Below are 14,291 nucleotides of genomic sequence, written 5' to 3' on the forward strand. Positions count from 1 at the left end.
ATTTAATAAAATGCCGAAGAATACGGGGAGGGGAAAGCTCACTTCGCTACGCTTCGTGAGTGTTAAATGGGTTGAAATCGGTTTTGGTATCGTAATAGTCTTCGTTTTCCGCCTTTTTGAGCCTTTTTGCGCAAACGTAGGTGAGGGGCGTGAAGAGGATTTCCACGCCGGTTTTAAAAATATAATTTGAAAGAATGACGGTCCACAAAAAATCCATTGGGAAAATGCCATAAAAGGCGATGAATACAAAGAGCATGGTGTCGATGCCTTCGCCAACGAGAGTGGAGCCGATGGTGCGCATCCATAACCACTTTCCTTTGGTTAAAACCTTCATTTTTGCCAGAATGAAGGAGTTGGAAAATCCTCCGCAGAAAAAAGCGACCAGACTTCCTAAAACGATGCGTGGAGTTTGGCCCAGAATCAACATGTAGGACTCTTGGTTGTTCCATGTTGCGTCTGGCGGGAGGGCCCCGATGATATAAAAAATTCCAGCCATGAGTGCGGCGCAGAAAAACCCGAGCCAGATCACTTTTCGTGAGGCCTTGTATCCATAGACTTCGGTGAGAATGTCCCCAAAAATATAACTCAATGGGAAAAGAAGTGTGCCTCCGTCGAACGCGAACCATTTTAAGTCCACCATTTTTGTGGATGCGATGTTGGAGATGATCAATACGGCGACAAATAATGCGGTGATGGTGTCGAGGTGGCGGTAAGGTTTCTTGAAAAGGGACATTTTTGGAAATTAGAAAATTCAAACACTAAAATACTCTTTTTTGTGCCTGTAAGGAATAAAAAGGATGCCGTAATTATTTAAAATTATATTTCTTTTTATAAAGGCAATCGGGAAGGAAGAATTTTTGTTCGTATGGGAGTCGGACACTCGCAGACCCGTAGCAATGCGGAGGGTCTCTTTTTTCTCTTTAAATTCAAGAATACGAAATGCGACACTCCATTTCATTGCGTGTCTGGCTCACAAAAATTTCCCTTTCCCTCTTGCCTAAAAATTCTCCGAAAAGTTTTCGAAATGGATTTTAAAATTGTACATACCCATACCGCATAAACCGTTTAATGTGGTGCCGGCTTCTTGTGTCGGGATTTCGAATTCCTTAATTCCGGAAAGAGGGAGCGATTGTTGAATATTGAGGCTTGGGATTTGCACGTACGAGGAGCAATCCAGGGTTCCTTTGGTTTCCATTTTTAAAACCGTTGGAATCCCGGCCTGCGCGTACGTTTCTCGAGGGGAATATCCGCCGCGGACTTGGATTTCGATGATTTGAGTGCCGTCCATGACACTGACATTGGAGCTGGGGCCGGTTTGAGGGGAAAGGTTGGGAGATGAGGAAATTAAATATCCTCCGGCGATTAAAAAGAAAAAACCGGCGATGAAAACAAGCGTGATTTTTTTATTCATAAAACTAAAAGTTAAAAAGTGGGGGAATCATACCTTTTGCAACGAATCCGTTGAGAATATTGAAAAGCGCTAAAACGATGACAATCAATCCTGCGGTTTTAAAGAAAATGCCGGCCCTTTTTCCGTTTTTAAGTGGTGCGGCGCCAAAGCTGAGTAAAGCTAAAACCGGGAAAGTTCCCAAAGCAAACAGCAACATGGTAAGTCCTCCTTGCCAAAAGCTTTCCAAAGAAAGCGCTTGAATTTGCATGGCTTGCGTGAATCCGCAGGGGAGGAAAAATGTCACGGCACCGAGTAAAAACGGCGTCCATTGATGCGTGTTTTTTTGAACGCTCAAAACGAGTTTTCCGAATCCTTTTGGAAGTGAAGGTTGGAGTTTTTTAGTGAAATGAAACACGTCGAGCAAGTTGATTCCTAAGATTAACATTACGATTCCTACAATCAAATTGAGAATAAAATAACCCGTGGGTCCGAGTTGAAAAACAGCGCCCAGTTGTCCCACGATTCCTCCGAGGATGAAAAATCCGATCAATCGTCCGATGTGAAATCTCGCTTGCGGTTTCCACGGGTCTCCTTGTTTGGCGTAATTTGTAGAAAGAGATAAAATAAGTCCTCCCACCACGGCGAGGCAGGTTGAAACCGAGGCGATGAGGCCAATGAATAAGGCGGTTAATCCGGTCATTTTTTCCGTTGAAATTAAGTTGATCCAGCCGATTTTTTGTAACAGAAGAAAGCCTATGAAAAAGGCGATGGCAACGGGGATGGCGTAAAAAAACTCATTGAGTTTTGAGGGTTTGATTTGTTTTTCGAGCGCTAAACGATACCCGTGTTTTTGGATGTGAGGATTGAGCGTTTCTATAATTTCAATGGGGTTTTCAATAGGGGAATCCCATTCGATTTCCACTCGTCCCTCGGATAATTTTGCTTTTACTTGTGTCACGCCATCCACTTCAGTCAGTGTCTCTTCGATGAGCAGGGTGCAGGCAATGCAATGCATGCCGTGGGCGTAAAAGATATGTTTTTTTTTCATAGAATTTTTATAAAGATTTGACCCTGAGTCGTAAGGAATTGGTGATCACGGACACACTTGAAAATCCCATGGCCAATCCCGCAAAAACGGGGTTCAGTAGGATCCCGAAAAAGGGATAAAATAACCCGGCAGCCAAGGGGATTCCGATGAGGTTATAAATAAAGGCCCAAAATAAATTTTCTTTGATGGTCCGTAAAGTCATTTTGGACAATTTGAGGGCTTGAGCGATTTTTGAAATGTCTCCGTGAAGAAGCGTGATGTCTGCGGATTCAATGGCTACGTCTGTTCCGGTTCCCATGGCGATTCCCACGTCGGCTTGAGCTAAAGCCGGAGCGTCATTGATGCCGTCTCCGGCCATGGCCACAATTTTCCCTTGAGTTTGAAGTTCGATGATTTTATCGCGTTTGTCTTGCGGCAATACCTCGGCAAACACATGGTCGATGCCCAATTCTTTGGCAATGGCTTGCGCGGTGAGTTTGTGGTCTCCGGTGAGCATGATGACTTCGAGGCCCAAGCTATGTAGTTTTTCCACGGCTTTTTTGGCTTCGGGTTTTATTGGGTCTCCGACCGATAGTGCGGCAAGGACTTCATTCTTGGAAGCGAGCAAAATAGGTGTTTTCCCTTGTTCCATCCAATCTCCCAATTCGTTTGCGTTAAAGGAGGGAATAAAGCTTTTAATAAAATTTAAACTTCCGGCAAAATATTCAATTCCATCGATGGTGCCTTTAACCCCTTTGCCTTCGATGGCTTCAAAATTTTCAACGATTTTGTAAGGGATTCCTTTTTCGGTCAGCGCTTCAATGATGGCAAAGGCCAACGGATGCTCGGACCTTTTTTCAAGCGATTCAAGAATGGAAAAAATATCATTTGAGGGAAGGGTTGAGAAATTTTTGAAATCGATTAGTTTTGGTTTTCCAAGGGTGAGGGTTCCGGTTTTGTCGGTGACCACGACATTTACTTTTTTTAGTTTTTCAAATAATGAAGCATTTTTAATGAGAATTCCTTGGGTTGCGCCTTTGCCCACGCCTACGATGATCGCGGTTGGAGTGGCGAGGCCGAGTGCGCAGGGGCAGGCGATCACGAGCACGCCTACAAAGCACGTCAATCCATACGAAAGCGCTTCATTGAAAGGCATGTAGCGTGAGCCGATGAGGAGCCAGAGTCCTAATGTTAGAAAAGCGATGCCCAGTACAATCGGCACAAACACGGCTGAAATTTGATCTGCCAATTTTTGAATGGGGGCTTTGCTATTTTGGGCGTCTTCCACCATTTTAATGATGTGTGCGAGGAGGGTTTCTTCGCCTACACCGGTGGCTTTAAATGTGAAGGCGCCTTGTTTGTTGAGGGTTCCGGCCAATACTTTATCTCCGATGATTTTTTGAACCGGAAGCGGTTCTCCGCTCATCATGGATTCGTCGATCGAGGATTTTCCTTCGAGAATTTCGCCATCCACCGGGATTTTTGCACCGGGTTTGATGACGAGAATGTCGCCGTATTTTACATTTTCAATAGGGACTTCAATCTCTTTTCCGTTTTGTAAAATCAGGGCGGTTTTGGCTTGCAGGGCGAGGAGTTTTTGAATCGCATCCCCGGTTTTGAGTTTGGCTCGCATTTCCAAATATTTTCCCAACGTGATGAGCCCGATGACCACAATGGTGATGTCGTAATAGGTGCCTTGATTCCATTCAAATAAAGAAATGGAAAGGCTGTAGAGGTAGGCGGTGAGGGTTCCGAGTCCGACCAGAGTGTCCATATTGGCTTTGCCGTATCTTAAAAATCGCAACACGCCTTTGAGGTAGGGGCTGCCAATGACGAACAAGACGTACGTGGCGAGGAGTGGAAATATTTTTTCAAGAATGAGGTCTGCGGATTCTGGGACTGCGGGAAATGAAGGATACGCGGCTAAAAGTCCCTCCCAGACCATCATGGCAATACTGAATATAACCAAAGGCATGACAATCCACACTTTGGTTCTTAGGGCTAAAAGTTCCTGAGTTTCGGTTTCTTTTTCGTGATGTGCGTGAGAATTTTTAGGATCTTCGATTTTTAATGTGTACCCTAAAGGTTTTATTTTATTGGAAAGCGCTTCAGGCGATGTTTTTTTAGAGTCGAATTCGATTTTGAGCGATTCGGTGCCGTAATTGGCTTGCACCTTTTCAACCCCTTCGACCTTGGAAAGCGTTTTCTCAATAATGGCGGCGCAGGAAGCGCAGTGCATGCCCCGGATTTTGTAAGTGTTGGGCATGGGTAAGTTGTTAGGGGATTTAATTGGAGAGATTGTAAATTTTGAGTAATTCCTCGATGGCTTTGGTTTTATTTTCTCGTAAGTTTTTAGCGGTGCAGGTGTCGAGATGGCCGGCTAAAAGTTCCCGTTTGGTGCTTTTTAAAAGACCAATAACACTGTCAGCTTGCTGAATGATTTCAGGGCAATAAGTGCCGGATTCAATCATGAAAATGACTTTTGCCAGGGTGCCATGGGCTTGTTTGGCGAGTTTGAGAGCCTTTGTTTTTTTAGGAGAAAGCGTGGGCATAGAGGAGAAATTAAAGATTTTAAATTCAATTAACCTACCACCTAGGTTATAGGTTTTAGGCTGACAAGTCAAGGGCGATTTATTTACGCGAGAGCTTTTTTGATTTCTTTTAAATCCGTAATGATGCCATCGGCCAATGAAAAATCCTGGTGTTCGTTGTGTTCGGCTTTGCGTGCAATCAGGAACATGCCCGCGGCTTTGGCGGCGCGAAATCCGTTGAGCGAGTCTTCGATTACCGCGCATTGTTCGGGCGGGACTCCCAGCCGGTCTGCGGCTTTGAGAAAAATTTCCGGATTTGGTTTTCCTTTTTGAATGTCGTCTCCGGTGAGAATGGCTTTGAAGATTTTTTTGGCGTTCAGACGATTCACGATCGTGTGTGCGAGGGCGTGGCTGGAACTGGTGGCGAGCGCCATGAGGTAGTGATGGCTTAATTTTTCAAGTACTTCAGGGGCATGATCCACCAGTGGGAAAATGTTTTGAGCATAATTTTCAAGTCGCTTGGCGTGGTCGCGGAGGATTTTTGCAGTGGGAAGATCCTTTTTAAAATAAGCGGCCACCCCTTTAAAATAATCGGCAAACGTGCAGCCCATCAAGGGTTTGGAAATCTCCGGAGTCACATGGATTCCATATTCTTTTAAAGTTTCATTTTCCGCTCGTATATGATAGGCCTCGGAATCGATGAGTACGCCGTCCATGTCCCATAGAATCGCACGAATTTTTTTAGGGTTTTTCATAGGCTTTTTAGGGTTGAAAGAATGTAGTACATAAAAGGGTCTTTTTGGCTCGCCGGTTCATCGTAATCGTGTTCATTTTTGTTAAAAGTTCCTATGGCGTGAATCCATTTTTCATTGAGTTGGAATTCATAAACCACAATCGCGGCCCCTAATTCTTGTTGGGTGTAGCCCATGGCTTGGAAAGAAGGGAAATTCAATGCTTCGACGTCTTTAATCCATGAGGCTTCTCCAAGCGAGTCATCTTCCTTGTATAAATAATCCCCTTCTTCCAGAAGGTCAATCCATGGAGTCATCATGTCGCCATATCCTGTGCAAGCGGCTTGATCGGTTTTTTCGAAACTGAGCGAAAGAGACTCGTTTTTAAAAATATGTATATTTTTTGATCGATATTCGGGAGGAGTCCAAAATTCAAAACTCAAGTCCGGAAAAACATAATGATCCCCTTGTTCCGTGGATTCGGTTGGGTCAATGCGTGTCTTGCCGTTACTTAAAGTGTCATCGTAAGGCCAGCCCGGGCATATCTTGAGATAGGGCCGGTCGTTGTAATACGTGAATGCAACAGCGGCATCTTTTGTTTGAACCCAATCATTCCAAACATCGATTTCCGCGAAGCATGTGTCATTGTATTTTAAACCCGGATAAACTTCGAGAATTTTAAAAGAAAGGTTGGTTACATAAGGTTGATTGATGTCGAAAAATTGCATGGCGTATTCATTTTTGACTTCAAGGGTTTGTGTGGTGGTGGGGTCGTCGTTTATTGTCATTTCAATGGTTTTGGCGCGGTTGTTTTCAAAAAAGAGGGTTTCGTCTGTGGCATAGCCGGGAATGATTCCAACGGTTTGGGGGGAATGGGGATAGTTGGTGGAAAATTCCATTGAAATCCACGGAGAGGCGTCGCTCGGATCGCTGCACCAAGCTGTGGCGTAGTTAGTGTCGACCGCAGAGCCTTGATGATAAGAATAATTTTCGTCGTCTTTTTTGGAAGAGGAGGCGTCGAGGCTGTCAAGGATTGAATCTTGGGTTTGTTCGTTGAAATAAGTATGGCTGAGAGGATAGTCAACCGGTTCGGGTAAGACGATTCCGCTTAGAACTTCCGAGAAAATGGTTTTATGAAACGGGGAAAAGAGAGTTTTTTCCGATAGAGAAAGCGTGAATTTTTCCGTGGGGAATTTGTTGTTGCGAATAAAAATCCAAGCGCCTCCCGCGAGAAGTGCAATGATTAAAAGGATTGAAAGATTTTTTTTCATTTTTTACTTATAAAAATATCTTGATACGAAAGGCCTTTTTTTCGATTGGACCAGCGTCCATGATGAATTTTTAGATTTTTTTCCATCCCTGTTTTTTTGAGCTGTTCGATGATCCATGATTCTCGATATCCGATTTCGGCTTCCGGGACGTTTTTGTGGGAATAAAAACTGATGTTTTTGATGTATTCATATTTGAAATTGCAATGGGAGCGTTGTTGGGAAATGTTTTTTTGAGCCTCGTTATCGATGGAGAACCAGGTGACAAAACAGGTACCGCCCGGCTTTAAAACACGATGAATTTCTTTAAGGTATTGGCTTATTTGTTCGGGGAGCATGTGTGTGAAAACGGAAGTGGCGAATATAAAATCAAAATATTCGGCTTGGTAGGGAAATTTAAATTCGTGTGCCTGGATTTTTCCTTTTTTATTGTAATATTTATTGAAAATATCCACGGTTTGAAAATGAAAATTCGAGCATTCTTTGGTGATGTTTTTTTGACACCATTTTATTCCTCGATGATCGATGTCGAATCCGTAATATTTTCCTTTTGTTAAAACTGGTTTTAAGGGGATGGCCATGCGCCCGATGCCGGAGCCGATGTCCAGGACCGTATCGGTGGGTTTTAATCCGCCGAGTCTAATAAAATAATCCGTGAATTCATCGCCGATTTTTTTAAAATCGAGACTGCCCACGAAGTCGTATCGTTTGGGGGGATAGCCTTTTAAATTGGTTTTGAAAATTGTGCCAAAAATGTCTTGGGCAAGATAAAAAAGGTATTTCAGGCTTTTTTTGACGGGAACGGGGAGGAGATATTTAAAAAATTTTTTGAGGTGATTTTTTTTCATAAAAATTTAAGAAAAGATCATGAGCACGATATCACGATGAAGAGAGAGGGCACAAATAAAGTTCCTGCGCGTGCGCAGGAAGCGTAGAGAAATGCAGGGGATGGGAATAACTGAATCTCAATATTTTCCTGAAAATTCAATGATTCACTGAAAATCAATCGCTACTCAACTTCCTTCGCGCCACGTTGTGGCGCTACGGAAGTGGCGGAGAGGGCGAGATTCGAACTCGCGACCCACCTTACAGCGGGTACTCGCTTTCCAAGCGAGCGCACTCGGCCTCTATGCGACCTCTCCACGCTTAGACTTTTTTGCTTTTGGCTTTTAAGCAGCGGCTGCAGATTCGAGTTCGATTAAAGCTTTTAGTGGCCGCATCCCAGATTCGTTTCCAGAATAAATTGGGATTGAAACGGCGCAACGTTTTGCGTTGAGAGTAGCTGACGAGGTTCCCCGTTTGGGGCTTTTTCCCGCAATGTGCACACATTCTTGACATACAAAATCAGGTTATATAGCGCGGGTGAGAATACTATGGACTTTTCGTTTTGGCAAGGGAAATTGTGCGTGTTAGAGTGAGGCCGTTATGATGACTGAATTATTTTTTATTGTTGCGCTGGTGATTTCAGTGACGATTCACGAATTTTCGCATGCGTGGACCGCCAATTATTTAGGGGATCCCACGGCGAAATATTACGGTCGTATCACCTTAAATCCGCTTAAACATTTGGATTTTTGGGGAACCGTGATGTTGTTTTTGATCGGATTTGGATGGGGAAAACCCGTGCCCGTGAACCCGAATAATTTTAGTAATCCCAAACGGGATTCGGCCTTGGTGTCGTTGGCCGGCCCGATGTCTAATTTTTTACTCGCCGTGGCGGTGGCCATGCCGTATAAATATCTTTTGGCGCATGGCGCATCTCTGGAGGTGACGAATTTTTTAAGAGCGGTGTTTGATTTGTGTTTGATCTTGGGGCTTTTTAATTTGTTACCGTTGCCTCCCTTGGATGGGTCTAAGATTGTTGGAATTTTTGTGCCAGATGGCTATTATCATCGTTACCAATTGTTTTTAGCGGATGGGATGAAGTGGTTTATCGGATTTATTTTGGTGGATTCATTTGTGTTGTCCTCCATGTTGGGGTTTTCCGTGCTCGATAAGGTGATGTATACGCTTTACGATCTGGTGAGTTCTTTTATTTTGATTGGAACTTGACAGGAATTGGTTTTTTGTTTATTTTATCCACTTGTTTTTTTAAGAAGGTTTTTTTATGGAATTGATTCCTTCTCTCGATAATTATGTGGTGACGGGATCTCTTACCTCCTTGAAAACAGGAGCAAATGGGGATACTTTAGATCGATTAAGCTATCCGGAGGGGTCACCCTTGGCAGTACTTGATGCTGAAATTGATAAGTGGATTCCTTCCGAGGGGACAAATACCAGTCCGGCTCATGAAGTGGTAGCCCAAGTCGGAAAATTTTTAGATGAACCCAAATCTCTCCGGGATTTTGGTCGTTATTTACAAGACTTAAAAAACAAAGCGAGTCGTTTTTTTAACGATAAAGAAGGGGCTGCCGTATTTCAGGAATCGGATTCTAAGATTGCGGATTTGGCTGATATCGAAAATTTAACCCGTGATAGAAATTCTCTAATAGAGTTGCAGAGTCAAGTGACGAGGCAATGTTTAAATTTGAGGTTGGCGGGACAGAGTTTTGTAGATAGATGTAAAATTCAGCTACCCAACCCAGCAATTAATGCGATGAGAAGTAGAAGTCAACGGCAGCAAGTACCTAATCCCCTGACGATCGCAGAATCTCTTTCAGGGAGAATAAAAATCGTAACACCTGATTCTTCCGTCGTTGCCCCCTCTCCCTTGTTACTCCCTCAGTATAATTTTGACATGCCTTTTCTTTTTTCCGTATTTCTTGAAGGATTGGCTTACGTGGAATCGATTTGTTTATTGCAGAAAATGTTTGAACAACGGCAGAAAGAAGAGGAGGCTAAGAAGCCATCAAAACCATCAAGGTCGTCAAAAGAGAAAAAATCCCCCAAAATTATGCCTGAAGGGGGATGGATAGATACAGAGGCGTTGCGGGCGGCCCGCTTAGCGGCTGTTGAAAAAACACGGCAATCACGAAAAGATCAGGGGCCAGCATTATTGCAGAAGGTAAGCATTGAAGTTCGAAGGCGATTTGGATTTGAAGGGCAGGGTGAAGGGGTTGTTGTTGTCTATGACCCTTCCGGAGGACAAGGACAAAAATCAAAGGATAACATTTTAAAGGTTTCTTCTTTGGATCGTGTTCCGCCAGATGCTTTGCTTGTGGTTGTTCCTAATAGGATGGATCCGGTGATGAGATCCAGGAGTGCAATTAAAAGAACTTTGGTAGCTAGCGGAGTTCATTGTCGAGTTGTTTTTCCAGGGGAAGATGGTGATATCGAACAACCCTTGGAGTATTTTGTAAGTCGAATTTCCGAAAACCCCAAGTGATTTTTTTGACGAATTTTTATTTTGGAGTACAATAGATTTTGCTCTTCCGTGTTCGTCTAAGGCCTATAAAATACTCTCTCACCTTTTTCGTTTTAAGGGATCTCAATATTTCTTTCGGTTGTGACCGAGAGATGCGGGAACCCACCTGACTTCTTCAGGGGTAAGTATTCGGGTCTTTACGGCATGGAGGGGAAGGTGCGCAAGCTCCTTCTACTATGCGTTTAAGGAAGATCCTGCCGTAAGGCGGGATTTTTCTTACAACCCATTTTAAATCCATGTGGATGAATTTGGACGGTTGGGGAGAATTTTTGTTCGCATGGGAGTTGGACGCTCGGATACATGATCCTCGCGTCCTCTTCCTTAAAAATGCTCACAAAAATTTCCCCTTTCCGTCCAAATACCTATTTAATTTGATTTAGAATGTTTTTAAGGAAAATTAGAGATTATATTGAGGGCGCCTAGCGTTTGACAAGTTTCGGGTTATGAGTTAATGTTTTAGCACGCGAAAACACTTTTAATTTTATTTTATGAGTCATTTAAGGCGAGCATTTAGTCATCGAATTTCACGAATTGAGGTGTCTGCGATTAAGAAAATGGCGTTGCGCGCCACAGAGTACAAAAATGTGATTTCGTTTGGATGGGGGGTGCCGGTGACTCAAACGCATCCCGAAATACGGAAAGCGGTGGTGGAAGCGTTAAAAACGGATCCGTTGATTGATCGTTATTCTCCGGTTCCCGGTTTGCCGGAATTGAGGCAAAAAATCGCGGATTTTTGGCCTAAAAAATATGGGTTTTCCATCTCCATGCAGCAGGTTTTGATCACTGTGGGCGCGATGGAAGGCATTATGGCTTTGATTCAGGTTTTGGCGGATCCCGGGGATGAAATTGCGGTCATGGATCCCGGGTTTGCTTCTCATATTGAAGAAATGGAGGTTACGGGTGTGATGCCGCGTTATGTGTCTCTGGATGAATCCATTGGATGGGGGTTGCATGAAGAAACGCTTCGTAAAGCGATTACGCCCAAGACCAAGGCTTTGATTTTGATCAACCCCAATAATCCGACCGGGCATATTTATACGCAAAAAGATCTCGAACTCATTGCGCAAGTGGTGAAAGAAAATAATTTATGGTTGGTGTTGGATGAACCGTATGAAGCCATGGTTTTTGATGGCGCGAAGTTATTTCATCCTTTGAATATTGAGTTGATTCGAGAAAACACGATCGTGATTCAGTCGTTTTCCAAAAAATATTCGATGACCGGGTGGCGCGTGGGGTATGTGGTAGCCCAGGAAGAAGTGATTCGACAATTGATGAAAGTGCATGACAATACCGTGGTTTCCGCTCCGCGCATTTCTCAGATTGCGGCGTTGCGGGCGCTGGATCTTCCGGACAGTGAATTGGCCGGAGAATTGAGTGATTTGCACAAGAGGCGAGACCAGATGTGTTCCTGGTTTGATCGAATGCCGGATTTGTTTTCGTACGTGAAGCCCCGGGGCGCGTATTATATTTTCCCGAAAATTGTGGCCAATATTGATGACCAGACGTTGGCGGATCGCTTATTAGATGAAAAACAGGTCGTAACCACGCCGGGGCATGCGTTTGGCCCCACAGGAAAAGGGCATCTTCGGTTTTGCTTTAGCGGGTCGGAAAAAGATATCGAAGAAGGGATGAAGCGAATCGAGGAGTGGTGGGGGGAAAATAAGAATTTATTTTCGCATCAAATTGCAGTATAGATTCCAGAAATCGTACATCAGACATCCGGCTATCAATAGAACCGCCAACACAATGACCGGGAATTTTAGGGGAGGCATGGCAATGGCGGTCAGAACTACGGCAAAGGCAACAGAGGTGCAAATGATTAAAAGGAAAATAAAAGTAGAAAGATCGGCTAAGATGCGATGCTCCGTGGAGTCAATATGGGTGTCTGAATAGCGAAACGCAAAATAAGCGAACATGGCGCCCAAAGGGAAAATGCTTAAAAAGAAAAAAGCATCCAATCCTTTTTCTCCAATGGCTTGGGCATAAGGGATCATCCAAAGTGTTAAGACCATTGAAGAGACCAAAACCGTGATATTTTTGAGTATATTTTGTTTTTTGAGGAGGTTTTTGAATTTTGTGTCGTGGATCATGAGTTAAAAATTAAGAATCAAGAATGAGTTTGGAGGATTTTGAGTTTTTAGAGAAAGAATAAATAAGGGCGTAAACGATCAACGCGATGAGTGGAGAGAGGATGGTTCCCATTCCATCCCAATTGGCGGATAAAAAGGAGTTGGGGATATAGAGAATGCTGTTTTCCACCCCAAAAGAAGTGGGAGTGAAAATCCAGAATAAAAAACGGATTAAAAATCCTGTGGAAATGGAATAAAGAGCTGCCGTAATGTTTGGCTTTTTGAGATAAAAAGCAAAGACAAAAGGAGCAAGTAGACTGGAAAACATAATATCAAAAGCTACGGTCAATAACACTCCGGGAGAGGGAAGTAAAATAGCGAAAATCATGGCAATACAGGCAATGGGAGCTAAGGAAAGGCGAGATAAATATAAAAACGTTTTTTCGGATTCTTCGTTTTCTTGATCTTCGAGGTCGTCTTGGATGCGCAAAAGATTTTGAGTGAGAATATTTCCCATACTCAACATGGCGCCATCAATGGTGGAAAGGGCGGCTGCGATGATTCCGGCAAGTAAAAATCCCGCGATAACGGGAGGTAAGAGGGTTGTAGTAAAGGTGAGAAGGACCGGCATTCCTTCCGAGGGAACTACATTTAAAAAATGAAGTATTGGTGCCAAGAATGCAAAGGGAAGCCCGATCAAAAGGGTTAAAAATCCACCCCAATAACATCCTTTTTGGGCGGCTCGGGAGGATTGAGCGGCAAAAATGCGGGAGTTGAAATCAATGGCCAACAGGTTTCCAAAGCCTAGGGCGACGATTGTTGCCCAGTTGATTAACCCTCCGTTGGCAAGCGTAGACAATTGGCTTAAGTCAGTACTTTCCGTAAAGACACTAGATCCAAAAAAGGTTGTGAAATCAAATTTCCAAAGGATAAAAATGAAAGTTCCCACTATGCCGACGGTCAGCAAGGAAAGTTGCCATAGGTCGGAATAAAGATCGGAAATAATGCCTCCGCGAAGACAATAAAGCAAAATCGCCAAACAGGTTAAAATCACCAGGGTTTCGTAGTGGAATGGGATGAAATTCATGAGCAAAATGGCGATGGCAGCGATGTTGCCTGCTAACAAAACTCCAAAACATAAAAGCATGAATAAAGAGGCAATGATTTCAATTTTACGGTTGTATTTTATTTTGAAAAAATCAGCCAAAGTCATGAGTTTCATCTGATTTAATTTGGGGGCAAAAAATTTGCCCAACAAAAAAAGGGAAAGTGCCAATCCGAGGGGCATGGCCGCGGCGGCCCAAAACCCAAAATCAAACCCAAGTCCCGTACTGCCGAGCGTTGCATTTCCATCAATGGCTTGAGCCATCAACGCAAATCCCACGATTCCCCAGGACCATTTTCTCCCTGCCACATAAAAATTTTCTCGTTTATTTTTGATCTCTTTCCCGGCACGAAGTCCAATGAAGATTGCGATGAAAATAGACGAGACGATGAAAATGGTAATGAGCGGCATAAAAGAAGATTTTTATTGTCTGTTTTTATTATTAGGTTGGCTGGAGGGAAAAGTCAAAAAGGAACAACAGCGCTTTCTCTTGTCTCGTTTTTTTGCGTATGCTACATTTCGCACGTTTGGCGCAAGATTAAGCCGCCTTAGCTCAGGGGTAGAGCACGCCCATGGTAAGGATGTACTCCTCCGCTCGGGAAGGCACGAATGGCTAACTAAAAAGGATACCCCAAAGTTTGATTGGTGTCCAGAGCCCTGCTCGGCATGTATGATGCCTCCGGGCTCCTACAATTCGATCGTAAGCCGCCTTAGCTCAGGGGTAGAGCACGCCCATGGTAAGGGCGGGGTCCGGGGTCCGATTCCCCGAGGCGGCTCCATTTTTAAATGACAGGGAGGGTGCTTCC

General features: G+C 43.8%; 13 protein-coding genes, 2 tRNA genes and 1 other RNA gene. 4 read left to right on the forward strand and 12 right to left on the reverse strand.

The features are described 5' to 3' along the window. Nucleotides 1–46: 46 nt before the first annotated feature. The 10 genes from WC882_04155 to rpmB form a co-directional block, all read right to left on the reverse strand. Nucleotides 47–733, reverse strand: a complete 687-nt coding sequence (locus WC882_04155) for a queuosine precursor transporter (protein MFA5842831.1) — start codon at nucleotides 731–733, stop codon at nucleotides 47–49. Nucleotides 734–997: 264 nt separating this feature from the next. Then, entirely contained in the window at nucleotides 998–1,411 is a 414-nt protein-coding gene (locus WC882_04160; protein MFA5842832.1) for a cupredoxin domain-containing protein, read from the reverse strand. Nucleotides 1,412–1,415: 4 nt separating this feature from the next. Then, the gene (locus WC882_04165) at nucleotides 1,416–2,438 is read right to left on the reverse strand and encodes a sulfite exporter TauE/SafE family protein (GenBank protein MFA5842833.1); all 1,023 of its coding nucleotides are present in this window, start codon (nucleotides 2,436–2,438) and stop codon (nucleotides 1,416–1,418) included. 7 nt (nucleotides 2,439–2,445) lie between these two features. Continuing rightward, nucleotides 2,446–4,683, reverse strand: coding sequence for a heavy metal translocating P-type ATPase (locus WC882_04170; protein ID MFA5842834.1), 2,238 nt, complete (start codon nucleotides 4,681–4,683; stop codon nucleotides 2,446–2,448). 19 nt (nucleotides 4,684–4,702) lie between these two features. Continuing rightward, nucleotides 4,703–4,969: a metal-sensitive transcriptional regulator gene (locus tag WC882_04175; GenBank protein MFA5842835.1), complete on the reverse strand. Its 267-nt coding sequence runs from the start codon at nucleotides 4,967–4,969 to the stop codon at nucleotides 4,703–4,705. Between the two features lie 83 nt (nucleotides 4,970–5,052). Continuing rightward, nucleotides 5,053–5,703 carry an HAD family phosphatase gene (locus tag WC882_04180; GenBank protein ID MFA5842836.1) on the reverse strand — a complete coding sequence of 217 codons (651 nt, stop codon included), beginning with the start codon at nucleotides 5,701–5,703 and terminating at the stop codon, nucleotides 5,053–5,055. Beyond that, nucleotides 5,604–6,950, reverse strand: a complete 1,347-nt coding sequence (locus WC882_04185; GenBank protein MFA5842837.1) for a hypothetical protein — start codon at nucleotides 6,948–6,950, stop codon at nucleotides 5,604–5,606. The genes WC882_04180 and WC882_04185 overlap by 100 nt, the downstream gene beginning before the upstream one ends. Continuing rightward, nucleotides 6,923–7,795: a class I SAM-dependent methyltransferase gene (locus WC882_04190; GenBank protein ID MFA5842838.1), complete on the reverse strand. Its 873-nt coding sequence runs from the start codon at nucleotides 7,793–7,795 to the stop codon at nucleotides 6,923–6,925. The genes WC882_04185 and WC882_04190 overlap by 28 nt, the downstream gene beginning before the upstream one ends. Before the next feature lie 202 nt (nucleotides 7,796–7,997). After that, nucleotides 7,998–8,089 (reverse strand) — tRNA-Ser (locus tag WC882_04195). 4 nt (nucleotides 8,090–8,093) lie between these two features. Then, nucleotides 8,094–8,285, reverse strand: coding sequence for a 50S ribosomal protein L28 (rpmB, locus tag WC882_04200; GenBank protein MFA5842839.1), 192 nt, complete (start codon nucleotides 8,283–8,285; stop codon nucleotides 8,094–8,096). 87 nt (nucleotides 8,286–8,372) lie between these two features. On the opposite strand from rpmB, the gene WC882_04205 reads away from it, so the two are divergent. The 3 genes from WC882_04205 to WC882_04215 all read left to right on the forward strand — a co-directional run bounded on the left by WC882_04205 (nucleotide 8,373) and on the right by WC882_04215 (nucleotide 12,005). After that, nucleotides 8,373–9,080: a site-2 protease family protein gene (locus tag WC882_04205; protein ID MFA5842840.1), complete on the forward strand. Its 708-nt coding sequence runs from the start codon at nucleotides 8,373–8,375 to the stop codon at nucleotides 9,078–9,080. 1,229 nt (nucleotides 9,081–10,309) lie between these two features. Beyond that, nucleotides 10,310–10,469: non-coding RNA, 6S RNA (gene ssrS / locus WC882_04210), on the forward strand. A gap of 330 nt (nucleotides 10,470–10,799) precedes the next feature. Then, nucleotides 10,800–12,005 (forward strand): pyridoxal phosphate-dependent aminotransferase, encoded by a 1,206-nt coding sequence (locus tag WC882_04215; protein MFA5842841.1) that lies wholly within the window; start codon nucleotides 10,800–10,802, stop codon nucleotides 12,003–12,005. On the opposite strand, the gene WC882_04220 is transcribed toward WC882_04215, so the two are convergent. Both WC882_04220 and WC882_04225 read right to left on the reverse strand, forming a co-directional pair. Further along, nucleotides 11,979–12,401, reverse strand: a complete 423-nt coding sequence (locus WC882_04220) for a hypothetical protein (protein MFA5842842.1) — start codon at nucleotides 12,399–12,401, stop codon at nucleotides 11,979–11,981. The genes WC882_04215 and WC882_04220 overlap by 27 nt on opposite strands. A gap of 10 nt (nucleotides 12,402–12,411) precedes the next feature. Then, on the reverse strand, nucleotides 12,412–13,896 hold the full coding sequence (locus WC882_04225; protein MFA5842843.1) for a sodium:solute symporter: 1,485 nt from the start codon (nucleotides 13,894–13,896) through the stop codon (nucleotides 12,412–12,414). 293 nt (nucleotides 13,897–14,189) lie between these two features. Here WC882_04225 and WC882_04230 point away from each other — a divergent pair. Beyond that, a tRNA-Thr gene (locus WC882_04230) sits at nucleotides 14,190–14,264 on the forward strand. Nucleotides 14,265–14,291 lie beyond the last annotated feature (27 nt).

It is taken from the genome of Candidatus Gracilibacteria bacterium, assembly GCA_041658685.1.
Classification (GTDB): Bacteria; Patescibacteriota; Gracilibacteria; order UBA1369; family UBA12473; genus JBAZZS01.